The organism is Micromonospora sp. NPDC047707 (assembly GCF_040704235.1).
Classification (GTDB): Bacteria; Actinomycetota; Actinomycetes; order Mycobacteriales; family Micromonosporaceae; genus Micromonospora.
Window position 1 is genome coordinate 26,545 of sequence record NZ_JBEYSU010000030.1, and the last position, 14,636, is coordinate 41,180.

At 75.5% G+C, this 14,636-nt stretch carries 11 protein-coding genes; 3 read left to right on the forward strand and 8 right to left on the reverse strand.

The genetic code is table 11. The annotated features are described in order from the left end of the window. Positions 1-29: 29 nt before the first annotated feature. The 8 genes from AB0873_RS25095 to AB0873_RS25130 all read right to left on the reverse strand — a co-directional run bounded on the left by AB0873_RS25095 (position 30) and on the right by AB0873_RS25130 (position 9,975). A complete protein-coding gene (locus AB0873_RS25095; RefSeq protein WP_366602584.1) occupies positions 30-443 on the reverse strand; it encodes a CoA-binding protein in 414 nt (137 codons plus the stop codon). Positions 444-465: 22 nt separating this feature from the next. Beyond that, positions 466-1,188: a hypothetical protein gene (locus AB0873_RS25100; RefSeq protein ID WP_366602585.1), complete on the reverse strand. Its 723-nt coding sequence runs from the start codon at positions 1,186-1,188 to the stop codon at positions 466-468. Between the two features lie 24 nt (positions 1,189-1,212). Beyond that, positions 1,213-3,081, reverse strand: coding sequence for an intein-containing Rv2578c family radical SAM protein (locus AB0873_RS25105; RefSeq protein WP_366602587.1), 1,869 nt, complete (start codon positions 3,079-3,081; stop codon positions 1,213-1,215). A 44-nt stretch (positions 3,082-3,125) separates the two neighbouring features. Further along, positions 3,126-3,821 (reverse strand): cellulose binding domain-containing protein, encoded by a 696-nt coding sequence (locus tag AB0873_RS25110; protein WP_366602589.1) that lies wholly within the window; start codon positions 3,819-3,821, stop codon positions 3,126-3,128. 101 nt (positions 3,822-3,922) lie between these two features. Then, positions 3,923-4,300, reverse strand: a complete 378-nt coding sequence (locus tag AB0873_RS25115) for a DUF742 domain-containing protein (RefSeq protein ID WP_366602591.1) — start codon at positions 4,298-4,300, stop codon at positions 3,923-3,925. Then, complete coding sequence (locus AB0873_RS25120) at positions 4,278-6,158, reverse strand: nitrate- and nitrite sensing domain-containing protein (protein WP_366602592.1); 1,881 nt, start codon at positions 6,156-6,158, stop codon at positions 4,278-4,280. Before AB0873_RS25120 ends, AB0873_RS25115 begins: the two co-directional genes overlap by 23 nt. Next, complete coding sequence (locus tag AB0873_RS25125) at positions 6,155-8,701, reverse strand: helix-turn-helix transcriptional regulator (RefSeq protein ID WP_366602594.1); 2,547 nt, start codon at positions 8,699-8,701, stop codon at positions 6,155-6,157. Before AB0873_RS25125 ends, AB0873_RS25120 begins: the two co-directional genes overlap by 4 nt. A gap of 11 nt (positions 8,702-8,712) precedes the next feature. Continuing rightward, a complete protein-coding gene (locus AB0873_RS25130) occupies positions 8,713-9,975 on the reverse strand; it encodes an Hsp70 family protein (protein ID WP_366602595.1) in 1,263 nt (420 codons plus the stop codon). A gap of 294 nt (positions 9,976-10,269) precedes the next feature. On the opposite strand from AB0873_RS25130, the gene AB0873_RS25135 reads away from it, so the two are divergent. From AB0873_RS25135 to AB0873_RS25145, 3 genes are all read left to right on the forward strand, one after another. Beyond that, complete coding sequence (locus AB0873_RS25135) at positions 10,270-11,172, forward strand: IniB N-terminal domain-containing protein (RefSeq protein ID WP_366602597.1); 903 nt, start codon at positions 10,270-10,272, stop codon at positions 11,170-11,172. Between the two features lie 113 nt (positions 11,173-11,285). Further along, positions 11,286-13,139, forward strand: coding sequence for a dynamin family protein (locus AB0873_RS25140; protein WP_366602599.1), 1,854 nt, complete (start codon positions 11,286-11,288; stop codon positions 13,137-13,139). Beyond that, complete coding sequence (locus tag AB0873_RS25145; protein ID WP_366602600.1) at positions 13,136-14,605, forward strand: hypothetical protein; 1,470 nt, start codon at positions 13,136-13,138, stop codon at positions 14,603-14,605. The genes AB0873_RS25140 and AB0873_RS25145 overlap by 4 nt, the downstream gene beginning before the upstream one ends. Positions 14,606-14,636 lie beyond the last annotated feature (31 nt).

The window sequence follows — 14,636 nt, forward strand, 5'->3', positions numbered from 1 at the left end:
AACGCCTCCGGTAGAGGAGGGGTCCCTTCTTAACGCGGCGGCTGGCGGTTCAGGCCGGCGGCGGCGCGTTCCACGACCAGGCAGCGGTCCTCGACGTAGTCGACGCCGGCCTCCTCCGCGACCCGGCGCGCCTCCGGGCTCACGATGCCGAGCTGCAACCAGACCGCCGGGACGCCGATCGCCACCGCCTCCCGGACGACCTCCACCGCGTCCTCGGCCGGCCGGAACACGTCCACCAGGTCGACCGGGTGCGGGATGTCGGCCAGCGAACGGTAGACCCGCTCGCCGAACAACTCGTCAACCGTCGGGTTGACCGGGATGATGCGCCAGCCGTACCGCTGCATCTGCAACGGGACGCTGTGCGCGGCCTTGCGCGGGTCGCGGGACGCGCCCACGACGGCGATCACGGCGGAGTCGGCGAGGATCTGCTGAGGAGAGCGCACCCGCCGACTCTAACTCCGACGGTCAGGACGCGCCGCCGAGCGCACGACGCAGCCGCGCGAACTCCTCCGGCGTCCCGATCGCCGCGCGGTGTTCGGGGTGGCGCAGGTAATGGTTGATCGCGGCGGCCAGGTGCGGTGGTGCCACGTCGAGGTCGCGCAGCCACACCCGCTCCTCGGCCCGCCGACGGCGGCGTCGGGTCACCTGCTCGGGGCGGGCGAGGGGCAGGCGGAGCTCGCTGTCGTGCTCCGTCGCCGGCGGCGGCCCGAGGGGGTCCAGCGCCGACCAGGGTAGGACCATGGCGCGCTGCGGCCCGTCGGAGGCGACGCCGTCGGGGGTGATCCGGAGCATCGGGAGCCGTGTCCATTGCCGGTGCCCGACCACGGCGATGGCGGCCACCGAGCCCAGCAGGAACATCCACCAGAAGGCGTCCCGCTCCCACCGGCCGCCGTACCAGACGAGTTGAGAGGGCAGCCACGCGAGGAACACGGACACGAACGTCACCGCACCGCGCGGCGGCGCGTAGAACGCGGACCGGTCGGGTGCCTGTCGTAGCCCGGCCCGGCTCGGCCGACGGAAGAATCCGTAGTAGGCGAACAGCACGGCCAGCGGGGCGGCCGTCGGCAGGAGCCGGGCCGGGTCGTCCTTCCACAACAGGCAGAGAAGCCCGAGGAGGGCGCCGAGGATCACGGCGCCCGTGGCGGCGCGGCGCTGTCGCCGCAGGGCGGCGTCGATGATCTCCCGCACGCCGGGCAGCGTAGCGGCGGCCGGCTACTGCAGCGACAGTTGCTCGGCGGCCGGGGGCACGGGCCTCGGTTCGGACAGTTGGCGGTTGTCGCCGCGTTCGCCCCGGTGCAGGCCGTGCCGACGCGCCGCGATCCGCACCCGGGCGGTGAGTTCCCGCTGGTACGACTGCGGGGCGTACGCGCCGGACCGGTAGAGCTCCCGGTAGCGGGGCACCAGGTGGGGGAACTCGCGGCCGAGCCAGCGCGCATACCACTCCCGGGCGCCGGGGCGCAGGTGCAGCGCCAGCGGCGTCACGCTGGCGGCGCCGGCGGCGGCGATCGCCGACACGGTCGCGTCGATCGACTCGTCGTCGTCGCTGAGCCCGGGGAGGATCGGCGCCATCAGCACCCCGACGGCGAAGCCGGCGTCGGTGAGCCGGCGGACCGCGTCCAGCCGGCGGCGGGGGCTCGGCGTGCCCGGCTCGACCGCCCGCCACAGGCGTTCGTCGACGAAGCCGACCGAGTACGAGATGCCGACCCGGGTCACCTCGGCGGCCTGGCGCAACAGGGACAGGTCGCGCAGGATCAGGGTGCCCTTGGTGAGGATCGAGAACGGGTTGGCGAAGTCCCGCAGGGCGCCGATGATCTGCGGCATGAGCTGGTAGCGGCCCTCGGCGCGCTGGTAGCAGTCCACGTTGGTGCCCATCGCGACGTGCGCGCCGCGCCAGCGCGGCGCGGCCAGCTCGCGACGGACCAGCTCACCCGCGTTGACCTTGACGATCACCTTGCGGTCGAAGTCCGCGCCCGCGTCCAGGTCGAGGTAGGTGTGGGTGTTGCGGGCGAAGCAGTTGTGGCTGACCACCCCGTTGGCGATGAAGTCCCCGGTGCCGGTGGTGATGTCGAACAGGGGCAACTCCACACCGAGCGGCTCGACGGCGGTTACGCGCGGCGCCGTGACGCGGGGCACCGGCGCCCCCTCGACCAGACGGCCCGACGCGGCCCCCGTCAGGTGCAGGAACCGCAGGCGCTCGCGGAGCCCGCCGGTCAACCGGAGCTGGCGGGGCCCACCGGGAAGGTTGTGGTCCTCCCGGACGAACGTGAAGCCGAAGTGCTCGAGCGCCGCGGTGACGTCGTGGAACAGATCGCAGTCCGGCAGGCCGATGCGCAGCGCGCCGCTGTTGGGCCGGCCGGCCCGGTCGTACGCCCCGGCCAGCAGCCCCAGGAGCCACTCGTCGGTCGGCGCGTCCGGCTTCTCGGCCCGGTCACCGGCTCGGCCCGGAGGAGGTGGCCGGCCGGCCGACGTCGCATGGTGGTGCCCGCGGTCGTGGTCCGCCGAGTCCTTGTGGCCCTCGGCGAACGAGCCGGTGCCGAGCAGCCGCTCGCCCGGGACCAGCCGCCGCCGGCGACCCGCGCCCGGGGCGACGTACCGCCAGCCCTCGTCGGAGAGGAACCGGTGGTCGCCGCTCGCCACCAGGGTCGTGCCGTCGTCGAGCGTCAACCGGTACGCCGGCTTGACGGTGGACCACTTGGCGCGCACGGTCGTGACGACGTAGCGGCGACGCCCGCCCCGGCGCTCGGTGCCGAAGATCCGGTCGCCGATCTCCACGTCGCGAAGCTGCCGCTGCCGGCCGTCGGCCATGAGGATCGGGGTGTCGCCCGACACGCAGTAGACACACGCGTGGCTGCAGCCGCGGTAGGGGTTGATCGTCCACTCGAAGGGAACGCGGGAGGCGCCGGGCACCCGATTGATGATCGACTTGGCCCGCACCTCGTAGAAGGTCATGCCGGCAAAACCGGGCGTGTCGAAGGTGCGGGCGATCGCGCCGGGCAGCGCCAGCGGCAGGGGTGGCGTCGCTGGCGCTGGCCCGTCGGGACGCCCCTCGTCCGGGGGAGCGGAGAGGTTGTCCCAGCGCATGCCCTATTCGAACACGTGTGCGAGCCGTACGCAAGGACCGCCGGTCAGTCGGAGAGCCCGGTGCAGGTTGCGCCGTCGATCGTGCAGGCCGTCGGCAACGAGCTGACGGAGGAGCCGCTCACCCGGAACGACACACGTAGCGAGCCCTGGCCGGGCACCTGCCCGCCGGGTCCGTCCGGTACGAACGTCCAGTTCGCGCCGTCGCGGCTCGCCCGCGCGCCCTCGACGGCCGTGACGTGGAGCGACTCCTCCGGCAGCGTGATCACCAGCGTCCAGCCCGGCACCGGACCGCTGCCCGGGTTGCCGATCGTCACCGCGGCCCGGTAGCTGAGCAGGGCGGTGTCCGTGACGGCGAACGCCGCGGTCAGCGCGGCGGGTGTCGGGGGAGCGGCCGGCGCCGAGGACGGCGCCGGCGTGGCCGAAGGGCTGGCCGGTGGCGGCGTGCGGGAGGGGCCGCTCCGGGTCGGTGCCGGCCGGGCCGAGGCGGGGCTCGCCTTCCGCCCGGGCGTCCCGGCCGGCGGCGGCTCGACGACGGTCACGTCCGGCGGTGGATCGAGCGCCACCGGCGCCAGTCGCTCCGGCGCGCGCAGCACCAGGACGACCGACACCACCGTCGCCGCCATGACGCCCAGCGCCGCGCCGACGGCGACCCACCCGGCACGGGAGCCGTCCCGGCCGCCCAGGGTGCGCGCGACGGACCCGGCCCTGGCCACGAGCCAGTCGAGGATGATGATGGCCACGGTCCGCCGTGGCTCGCGCGGTGATGCCGGCAAGTCCTTACCCTTCAGTTCTCCGCCGGAGGCGTCCCGCCCACCCGGGCCGGCTCCGTCGTCGTCCGCGGTCACAGGGAGCGAAGTCCGGCGAGCAGCGCGGTGAGCAGTTCCATGGACGGCCGTTCGCCGGGCGAGGACGGTTCCCGCGTCTCGACCAGCCCGGCCTCCACCAGGTCACCGAGCAGTACCCGGACGGCGCCCACCGGCAGGTCGAGCACCGCGCCCACCTCCGCCACCGAGAGGGGCTGCCGGCAGCGCCGCAGGATCTCCCGGTGCTCCGGGAAGAGCCCGCCCGGCACGACCGCACCGGGCCGGGTCACGACCAGGGCGATCAGATCGAACCGTCCCACCGGCGCGGTCCGGCCGCGGGTCACCGTGTACGGGCGCGCCACCGGCCCGGCGTCGTCGTCGTACCACGCCTCCTCACGGTCTCCGGAGTGGTCCACCGGTCTCTCCGTTCGTGGCCGTGGGAGCCGGCGCGACGTACGCCGGGTTGGTCGGTCCGCCCGCCGTCGCGGCGGGGATCTCGACGGTCGCGGGCCCGGCCGACGGCTGCTCGGACGGCTGGACCCGACCCGGCGGCTGGTCCGGCGCGCCGACCCGGTCGGCCAGGCGCGGTACGCGTCCGTTCGACCCGGCGGGTGCGCCGACCGGCGTCACCAGGGACGCGGGGAGGTCCACGACGGCCTCGGTGCCCCCACGTCGGCCGGGGCGCAGGAAGATCGTGGCGCCGCAGCGGGTGGCGAGGCGGGCGGCGGCGTACAGACCCGCCCGTCCGGGTGGGACGTCCGGCGGGGGATCGGCCAGCAGGCCCTCCAGTTCCGCCCGCAGCTCGGGCGGCAGGCCCGGCCCGTCGTCGGCGACGACGACCTGGCAACCCGGGCCGGCGGGGACGCCGGTGACCCGTACCGTGGTGTTCGCGGGCGAGAACGCGAGGGCGTTCTCGATCAGTTCGGCCAGCAGGTGTACGACGTCGGTGGCGGCCGGTCCCGCCAGTTCCCACGGCCAGTGCGGCGCGACCAGCACCCGCTCGTAGTCGGGCACCTCGGCCATCGCGCCCCGCGCCACGTCCAGCAGTGGCACCGGCCGCCGCCACCGCCGGGCCGGCGTCCCACCGGCCAGGGTGACCAGCTTCTCCACGTTCCGCCGGATCCGGGTCGCGAGGTGGTCCAGGCGGAAGAGGTCGGCCGAGTCCTCCGGGGCGCGATCACGTCGCTCCATCTCGTCGAGCAGGTCGAGCTGCGCCCGCAGGAGGGCCTGGTTGCGCCGGGTGAGCTGGAGGAACAGCTCCCCGGGGGCCGCGGCCACGCCGGACGCGGGCCGGGTCAGCGGACGTACGGCCCGGGCCCAGCCCCAGAGCACGCCGAGCACGGTGATCAGCCCGAGCCCCACCACGGCACCGGCCCACCCGAGCGCGACGGCGGCGTCCACGCCGGCCCGCTCGACGCTGCGCCGGGCCGTGCTCCGCACCAGCTCGTCGAGCCCGCCGAGAGCCGGCTCGACGCCGGAGCGCCAGGCCTCCTCGGTCGGTGGGGCGCCGGCGCCGGTCAGCCGGTCCTCCGCCAGCAGCAGGCCGAGGAACCGCGGGCTCTCCACCAGCCGCCGGTAGTCGTCCCGCCCGTCGGCGGGAAGGTGTGCGGCCGCCTCGGCGCGGGCGTGCCGCTGGACGGCCACGAGCCCGGCCAGGTGCCGGCGGTCCTCGGAAGAGAGCCCGCCGGCCAGCGCGCCGGTGAGCACGGCGTCCTGCCGGGCGAGCAGTTCGCGGGCCCGGGCCAGGGCGACCACGGCACGGGTCTCGGCCGCCAGGTCGCTGTCCCGCGTGCTCCACGCCGGCCCGTAGACCGCGAACGCGGCGTCGACCAGTCCGTCGTAGCCGGCGGCCGCGTCGGCCCACCGGACCCGTCCGGCATCGATCCGGGACCGGAGGTCGGCCAGGTCGCGCAGCCTGCCGGCGAGGTCGCCGGCCCGGTCCCGGGCCTCGCCGCCGCCGAGCAGCCGGAGGCTGAGCGTGTCCCGACCGGTCTCCACCCCGGTGACCGCCCGGTCCGTGCCGGCGCGGACGTCGGCGAGGGTGACCGGCGGCTCGCCACGGGCGATCGCGCCGACGGTGAGCCGGCGCTCGGCCTGCAGGGCGAGGATCAGCCGGTCGGCCGGCTGCCCGAGGCCCCCGGCGAAGGCCCGGACCCGGAGCATGTCGGCGGTGTCCCGGCTGGTCAGGTAGGCGGCGTACGCCCAGAGGACGAGCAGCACGGCCGCCAGGGCGAGCAGGCGCGTACGGATCGCGCGGTCCTGGGTCGGGCTCATCGCGTCCTCCGCTCCGGCCAGAACCCGGCGCCGGCGCTGCTCGACCGGTCCGCCACGGCGGTCCGCAGCAGAGCCAGCAGTTCGGCGCGGCTCGCGCAGTTCAGCCGGGACCGCATCCGGGCCACGTGATGCTCCACGGTCTTGGCCGAGATGAAGAGCCGGTCCCCGATCTCGCGGTAGGTCAACCCGGCGACCACGAGCTCCGCCACCTCCTGTTCGCGTTCGCTGAGGCGGTGCCGCGGGCCGCCGGTGCCGCCCTCCGCGTCCGTCCCGCCACCCGTCGCCGACGGCTGCCCGCCCCGCTGGGTGGGCGGCCGTTCCTGGAGCATTCGGGCGCAGTCCAGCAGCGTCGTCATCGCCCTCCGGTCGGCGGTGCGGATCGCCGCCTGGCCGGCCAGCCGGGCGGCGTCCCAGCGGAGTCCCACGTCGTGCAACCCGCGGGCGGCCGCCTCCACGCGCACCGGGTCGACCGACCCGCGCAGCACCTCGACCCAGCTCGCCCCGGCGGCGGCGACCACCGCCGCGTACCGGCTGCGGTCAGCCGTGGCGAGCAGCGCGGCGACGTGCTCGTCGGCGACCGCGGGCTGGTCGGCGAGGATCGCCGCGTGCAGCCCGCTCCAGTGCAGCGGCGTGCTCCACAGTGGCGGATCACCCAGCCGGCCGAGCAGCTCGCGGGCCTCCCGCAGGTACGGCTCCAGCCGGGGCAGGTCCCCGAGCCGGGCGGCGACCACGGCCAGCTCGCCGAGAGGCAGAAGGGTGAACAGGTCGACCGGGTGCCGGACGACCGCCTCCAGCGCGCGTCCCCAGCCCCGCTGGAGGCCGGCGAGGTCACTGTTGCGCCGCGCGACGCCCAGTTCCAGGGCGGTGGCGAAGAGCAGATCCCTCGACTCCAGGACCCGACCGGCCCCGATCTCGGCCAGCGCGCCGCCGGCGGCGACCGTACGGCCCCGGAGCATCGCGATCCACGCCTGCAGGAGCCGGTGCCGGGGGACCATCAGGGGCCCTCCGACGCCGCTGGCCACCGCACGGTGCAGGACGCCCTCCGCGATGTCCAGCTCACCGCAGTGCATCCCGGTCAACGCCGCGAGTGCCGCCGGGCTGTCCGGCAGGAGGACCGCCCGGCCGTCCGGTTCCAGCAGCGCGGCGGCCTGCACGAGCGTGGAGAGGGCGGCGGTGGGCGGGCCGTCGACGCTGGCGCGTACCCCCTCGGCCAGCAACCGGGCGGCGCTGCCGTGCAGGGTGGGTGGCGCGCCGGTGTCGCCGGACGTCGGCGCGTCGGCGTCGGGGTGTCCGATGGCCAGCGCGCCGACGGCGGCGAACGCGGCCGACGGCGGGCTCCCCGACCAGCGGTACAGCTCGACGCTGCGGCGCGCCTGGCCCCGGTGGGCCAGCGCGGTGGCGGCGACCAGCGCCGCCTCCGCGCGCTCGGTGGGGGCGGCGGTCGCCAGCAGCCGGTCGGCCAGCCGGAGGGCGGCGTCGAGGTCGCCGGCGAGGGCGACGGCGAGCGCCTGCCGGGCGGCGGCGGGATGCCCGGCCGCCGTGGCCGACGCGTACAGCTCGGCGGCGAGGGTGGGCTCCCCGGCGAGGGCCTCCTCCGCCGCGGCGATCAGCACCGGCGCCGGGCACGCCGCCGTGCCGCCGGCGGGGGCGATGGCGCGGACCAGGGGAAGCAGCGGGCCGCCCCGCGCGAGCTGCGACTCGGCCAGGCGGCGCCACACCGCCGCCCGGTCGGCGGTGGGGGAGAGCGCGACGACCGCCCGCCGGACGAGGGGCGTGATCTGCTGGTCCGCGCCGAGGAGCCCGGCGGCCACGGTCTCGGCGATCAGCTCGTCCACCGCCTCCGGCCCACGGTCGAGCAGGTCGCCCAGCAGGTCCACCGGCAGGGTGACGCCCGCGGCGAGAGCCAGCAGGAGCCGGCGGGCGTCGGCGCTCACGCCGGCCAGGTCGGGGCCGAGTTCCAGGAGGACGGACCGCGGCGGCTGGCTGGGGACGTCCGGTCCCCGCTCCCCGTCGGCCAGGGCGCGGCGCAGCCGCACCACGTCCCGCGGCACACCCCCGGTCTGCCGGTGCACGAAGTCGGCGAGGTCGGGCCGCCGGTCCAGCCCGGGCTCGGCGCCGAGGCAGGCGGCGGTCTGGTCCGGCGTGAACGGCAGCAGCGGAGCCGCCGGCCGTCGGAGCGTGCCGGTGAGCCGGAGCAGCTCGGCGCGGCGCGGCCAGGGCCGGTGGGCGACCACCAGGCGGTGGCCCGCGACGGCGAGGTCCCGCAGCCGGTGCAGCCGGGGCGCGTCGAGGAGGTGGGCATCGTCGATCAGGAGCATCGCCTCCGGCTCGACCGGGGTGTCCGCGTCGGGCACGGACGTCAGCACCGGGAGACCGGCCTGCCGGTGGATCCGGGCCAGTTCCTGGAGGAGGAAGGTCTTGCCGTGGCCGGCCGGGGCGCTCAGCGCGAGCGCCAGCGGCCCGTCGGGGTCCGCGGTGACCGTCTCGAGCAGGGCGTGCGGGGCGGTGCCCGGGACCGGCCGCGAGGGGCGGGTGCTGCTCATGATCATCATGGTCATCCTTCGCGTCCGCGTGCCCTGATCCGGGTGAGCCGGGACGCCTTCGGCAGGTCCAGCGGGGCGGTCCGGACCGGGGGGCGCGGTGGTGGTTCGTCCGGCACCGCCGGGTGGCGGTCATCGCGCCGGGGTCCGACGGCCTCGGCGGCGTACCGGGTGGCGGCGGGAGGGGTCTCCCGTGGCGTGGGGGGCCGCGGCGACGGCGAGATCACCTGACACGCGGCGAGTGCCGCCCCGACGGCGGTCGTGTGGTGGGGATCCGGTTCCACCTCGACCGGGATCCCGAGGGCGGCGGTGAGCAGGTCGGCGATCAGCGGGACCCGGGCGGAGCCCCCGGCGAGCAGGACACCGTCGAGCTGGGCCGGGGTCGGTACGGCGGAGTGGACGGCGTGAACCAGCAGGTCGACCGTCGCCCGGACGGCCGGCCGGATCATGGTCTCGAACTGCGGGCGGGTCACCGGCACCCGGCGGGTGCCGCCGGGTAGGGCCAGCAGCACGTCCACCTCGTCGCCCAGGCTGAGGCCACGCCTGGCCAGTTCGCACTGCGGCAGCAGGGTACGCAGGACCACCGGCGCGTCGAGCGGGTCGACGGCGGCGAGGTCCCGGGCGAGCACGGTCCGTACGTGCTCGGCGAGCGCCTCGTCGAAGTCGACGCCGCCGACCGTGTCCAGCGCCTGCGGGCGGCCGAACGTCTCGTACGTGCCGTACGGCGTCCGCCGCACCAGCGCCGCTTCGAACGTCTCGCCGCCGAGGGCGTAGACGGCGGCCGTCCCGTCCACGACGCCGCGGGCGGCGTGGCTCTCCGCCACGGTCACCGCGCGGGGCAGCAACGTCACGTGGTGCAGGCCGACCTCCCGCAGCGCCCACTGCAGCAGGTCCCGCCGGTGCGGGCCCCAGCTCGACGGGTGGCTGAACACCAGCGCCTCCGCGGGCCCGCCCTCCGCGCCGGCCACCTGGTCGACCACCCACGCCGCGAGCGCGGCGGTCAGCGTGTGCGGGGGCCACGCCTCGCCGCCGAGGAGCAGGGGCACCTCGTCGCCGACCCGGCGCAGGAAACACCGTGCGGTGCGGCCGGGGTCCGGCGGGTCGGGTTCACCGACGATGAGCGTTCCGTCGACCGACACGTGCAGCACCGACGGCACGGTCGTCGACCTGCCGTCCAGGACGACCGTCTCCGGGCGGGCCCACGTCGCGCCCTGCCGCCGGGCGACCGCGGCGACCGTGTTCGTGTTTCCGATGTCTATCCCCAGGACGTACGACATTCGCTTCTTTCCGGCGCGAGCTGGCCCGGCCGACAGCGACGGTGCCCGTGCACCGGACGGCCCACCCCGGTGACCTCCCGGGGGCTCCTACGTTCGTACCAGAGATCACTCCGGCGTCGAGACCCTAACTCTGGCCGTCCCGGATCCCCCATTCCCCCTAACGGAGGAGCGTCGGTGCCCCCCGCGCCGCGGGCCCGGTTGCGGGCCGGTCCCCGATGTGCCGCGCCGGCTTCCGTCCATATCGTCGCTGCCGGCGAACGATCGCTGGACCGCTACGTCGAGGAGAACGGGCCCATGGACTCGCACCAGACCCTGCACGATTTCGTACTCAACCTGCTCACCGACCCCGACGCCCGGGCGGCCTTCGACCTGGACCCGGAGGGTGCGCTGCAGGCTGCGGGCCTCACCGACATCACCGCCGCCGACGTCCAGGACGTGGTGCCGCTGGTGGTGGACTACGCCCCGGTGCAGGGTCTGGTGCCGCTCGCGACGACGACCGAGCAGCTCGGGGTCGACCCGCTGGTGACCGACGCGACCGACGTGGTCGGCCAGTTGCAGGCCGTGACGCAGCAGATCAGCGTCGGCACCTCGTACAACGGTGTGGACGTCAAGGCGGGCGTCCTCGGCGCCATCGCGGTCGACCCGGCCACCGTGTCCGCCGGCGTGAACGTGCTGCCCGGGATCGGCCTGGGCGTGGGGCCGACCGGCCTCACCACCGACCTGACCGGCGTGCACGACGTGACGCACACCCTGGACGCCGACGTCGTCGGCGCCGTGGACACCGTCGCGGACCCGGTCGTCGGGGACGTCACGGGCACCGTGGGCGGCGTCGACGGCACTCTCGGCACCGCCGAGTACGGGCAGTACGGCGACGGGCTGCTCGGCGGCGACCTGGGCGTCCTTCCCGGCACCCAGGCGCAGATCGACGGCGTCGTCGGGTCGCTCGGCGTCGACGACACCCTGGAGGGGCTCGGCGTGGACCGCGCCGTGTCCGGCGTGGTGTCGTCGGTCGACGTTCCGTCCACCGTGGGCGGCGTCACGCAGCCGGTGGACGGTGTCCTGTCCGGGGCCACCGGCACCGTGGGCGGCGTGACCGACGGTGTCGGCCTGAACCTGCGGAGTGACGGGGACGCGACCGGCGGCGCGAGCGCCTCCGGCAACGGCGGCCTGCTGGACATCACCGGTGGGCTGCTCTGACCGCACCTCGCGGGAGGGGAACGGAGGGCCGGGTCACCCATCCCGGCCCGGCCCTCCACCCGGCCCTATCCGATCCCTCTTGATAATTACGTTTAAATCAGCACACTTGTTGCGTGGTCGCGGGGATCTGGCTGGACATCCTGGACGAGATCGGCCGTACGTGTCAGGCGTACGGCCGGGGTGACCTGCTCCAGACGGTACGCCGGAAGCGGGTCCAGTTGCTGGATCCGACGCTTCGCGTGCTGGTCGTCGGTGAGCCGAAGCAGGGCAAGAGCCAACTCGTCAACGCCATCGTCAACGCTCCGGTGTGCCCCGTCGGCGACGGTGCCACGACCGTCCTGCCGACCGTGGTGGGGTACGCGGAGGCGCCGGTGGCGACGATGGTCGAGGATCCCGCCGCCGTGCGGCCGGCGGTCGGTCCCGTACCGGCGAACGCCGAGCGGACGCCGGTGCCGCTGGACCGGATCGCCGCCGGGGTCGCCGGCACGTTCGGCCGGCACGCCGGAAGCGGGCCCGCGCACGTCGAGATCGGACTGCCGCGCGCCCTGCTCAAGGCGGGACTGGTGCTGGTGGACACGCCCGGCACCGACGAGGTGACCGCGATCGGCGCGGGCGTCCCGGCTGCCACGCTGGCCCGGGCCGACACCGTGCTCCTGGTCTCCGACTCGACCCGGGAGCTGTCCGTCGCCGAACTCAACATGCTGCTGCACGTCACCCGGTCGCATCCGAACGTGGTGGTGATCCAGACCCGGACGGATCTGGTGCCGGACTGGCGTGCCGTCGCCGAGCGGAACCGGAAGCACCTGGCGGAGGCCGGCGTCCCGGCGCCGCTGATCCCCGTCTCGGCCGCGTTGCGCCTGCGGGCCGCCGCCACCGACGACCACGCCCTCAACGCCGAGTCCGGCTTCCCGGCGCTGATCGCCCGGCTGCGACGGGACCTGGCCGGCAAGCCGGACCCGCTGGCCCGCGCGGCGGTCGGCCTGACCGCGCGTACGGTCCTGGAACAGCTCGCCGCGCCGCTGCGCGCGGAACTGGAGAGCCGGGAGGCCGAGAAGGACACGGGGCCGATCTCCCGGCTGCACGCCGCCCAGCGTGAGGTGGACGAGCTGCGCCGGTGCTCCACTCGATGGCAGAACACGCTCGCCGACGAGATGACCGATCTCATCTCCGACCTCGAGTACGACCTGCGTGACCGCACCCGCGAGATCCTGCGTACGGTCGACGAGGCGTTCGACTCCGCCGACCCCCTGACCGCCTGGGACACCTTCCAGGAGTGGCTGGACCGCAGCCTCGTCGAGGCGGCGGAGTCGAACCGGGAGTGGCTCGTCCAGCGCTGCGACTGGGTCGCCCGCCGCGTGGCGGCCCACTTCGCCCGGTACGGCCACGACGTCCTGCCGCCCTGGTCCGCTGTGGTGCCGGAGCACCTCGCGGAACGGCTCCCCGAGATGGAACGTCCCCGGGTCGACCGGTTCACCGCCACCCAGAAGGTCATGACGGGGATGAAGGGCTCGTACGGCGGCCTGCTGATGTTCGGCCTGGCGTTGACGCTGGCCGGGATGCCGATGATCAACCCGGTTTCGATCGGCGCCGGTGCGCTGTTCGGTGGCAAGAGCATCCATGACGAGAGCCGGCAACTGCTCCGCCGCCGCCAGTCCACCGTCAAGGCCGCCGTGCAGCGGCACGTCGACGACTTCTTCGTCCGCGCCACCCGGGACCGCCGCGACACCGCCCGCCAGGTGCAGCGGATGCTGCGGGACCACTTCGCCGTCCTGACCGAGGAGCTCCAGGAGGGAATCATCCGCTCGCTTCGGAGCGCCAAGGCGGCGGCCGACACTGACGCGGCGGCCCGCGACCAGCGGCAGCGCGAGATCCGGCTGAAGATCACCCGGCTGGCCGCGCTCTACGAGCAGGCCCAGCAGCTCGCCGTGGGGCGACCGGCCTCCGTACCGCTGGAAAACCTGACGTGACGGCCGCGACCACCCTGGTGGAGGAGGTGTGGGGCCTCCTGCACCGCGCGCTCCAGCTCTACCGGGACGACCCCCGGGCAACCGGCCGCCTGCGCGGCGAGCTGGCCCGGTTGGAGCAGCCGTTGCGAGTGGCGATCGCCGGGCCGTGGCGGTCCGGCCGGTCCACGCTCCTCAACGCGATCATGGGCGAGGAGGTCGCGCCCGTCGAGGGAGCGGACGGCGACACCTTCTTCACCTGGTACGAGGACGGCGACCGCCCGCGCGCCACCGCGTACCCGACCGGCCATCCGCCGCGGGACCTGACCGTCGTCAAGTCCGCGACCGGGATGCGGGTGGACCTGGTCGGCTGGCGGGCGGGGGAGCTGCGGGACATCGTGGTCCGGTGGCCCACCCGGGCGCTGCGGCAGCTCACCCTGATCGACACGCCGCCGGTAACCGGTCCGGACGAGCACGGTCGGGCGACGGTGCTGGACCGGGTGCTGCGCGACGCCGACGCGGTGCTCTACCTGACCCGCGACGGGCGCGCCTCCGACCTGCGCGTGCTGACCGCCGCCCGGGAGACCGCCACCGGGCAGGTCGCCCCGGTGAACATGATGCTGGTGCTGTCCCGTGCCGACGAGGTCGGCGGCGGACGCGTCGACGCGTTGCTGACCGCCCGCCAGCTGGCCCGGCGGATGCACCGGGACCCGGCGGTCGGGGCGCTGTCCCTGACCGTGCTGGCCTGCAGCGGTCTGGTCGGGCTGGCCGGGCGGCTGCTCACCGGGTCCGAGTTCGCCGCGCTGGCGGAGTTGGCCCGCGTTCCACGGCCCGAGCTGGAGGCGTACCTGCTCTCCGCCGAGCGGTTCCTCCGCGGGGAGCCGCCGGCACGCGTGGACGCCGCGCAGCGCGCCGCGCTGCTGGACCGCTTGGGGCTCTTCGGGGTCCGGCTGGCGACGACCCTGGTACGTACGGGTTGCGACAGCCGGACCAAGCTGTCCGGGGAGCTGATCCGGCGTAGCGGCCTGACCGAGCTGCGGGAGTCCGTGAGCCGGCTCTTCATCGACCGGCAGGAGACGCTGAAGGCGCGCTCGGCGCTGGTCGGGCTGGAGGAGGTGCTGCGGGACGAGCCGGGTCCCGGTACCGCTGAGCTGCTCGGCTCGACCGAGCGGATTCTCGCCGGGGCGCACGAGTTCCAGGAGTTGCGCCTGCTCGCGGCGCTGCGCGGCGCCGGGCTCGGCTTCGACACGGAACTGGCCGCGGAGGCGCGTCGGCTGGTGGGCGGCGACGGAGTCGGGCTGGCCGCCCGGCTCGGCTTCGAGCACGACGCACCGGCCCACCAGCTCTGGCAGGCCGCGGCCGAGGCGCAGTGGCGATGGCGGGACCGGGCGGAGGATCCGCTGCTCCGCCTGCCGCAGCGGCGTGGCGCCGAGGTCGTCGTACGGAGCTGCGAGGGGATGTTGGCGACCCTGGCCGCCGGCGGCCGGTGATCCTCGCGGGCGTGACGAGGAACGGCCGGGC

What these genes read in the sequence shown, in the direction of transcription:
- AB0873_RS25105 (WP_366602587.1), bottom strand. Translation starts at nt 3,081, where the DNA reads ATGCGCTGGGACAACCTCTCCGCTCCCCCGGACGAGGGGCGTCCCGAC.
- AB0873_RS25120 (WP_366602592.1), bottom strand. Translation starts at nt 6,158, where the DNA reads ATGAGCCCGACCCAGGACCGCGCGATCCGTACGCGCCTGCTCGCCCTG.
- AB0873_RS25125 (WP_366602594.1), bottom strand. Translation starts at nt 8,701, where the DNA reads ATGAGCAGCACCCGCCCCTCGCGGCCGGTCCCGGGCACCGCCCCGCAC.
- AB0873_RS25130 (WP_366602595.1), bottom strand. Translation starts at nt 9,975, where the DNA reads ATGTCGTACGTCCTGGGGATAGACATCGGAAACACGAACACGGTCGCC.
- AB0873_RS25135 (WP_366602597.1), top strand. Translation starts at nt 10,270, where the DNA reads ATGGACTCGCACCAGACCCTGCACGATTTCGTACTCAACCTGCTCACC.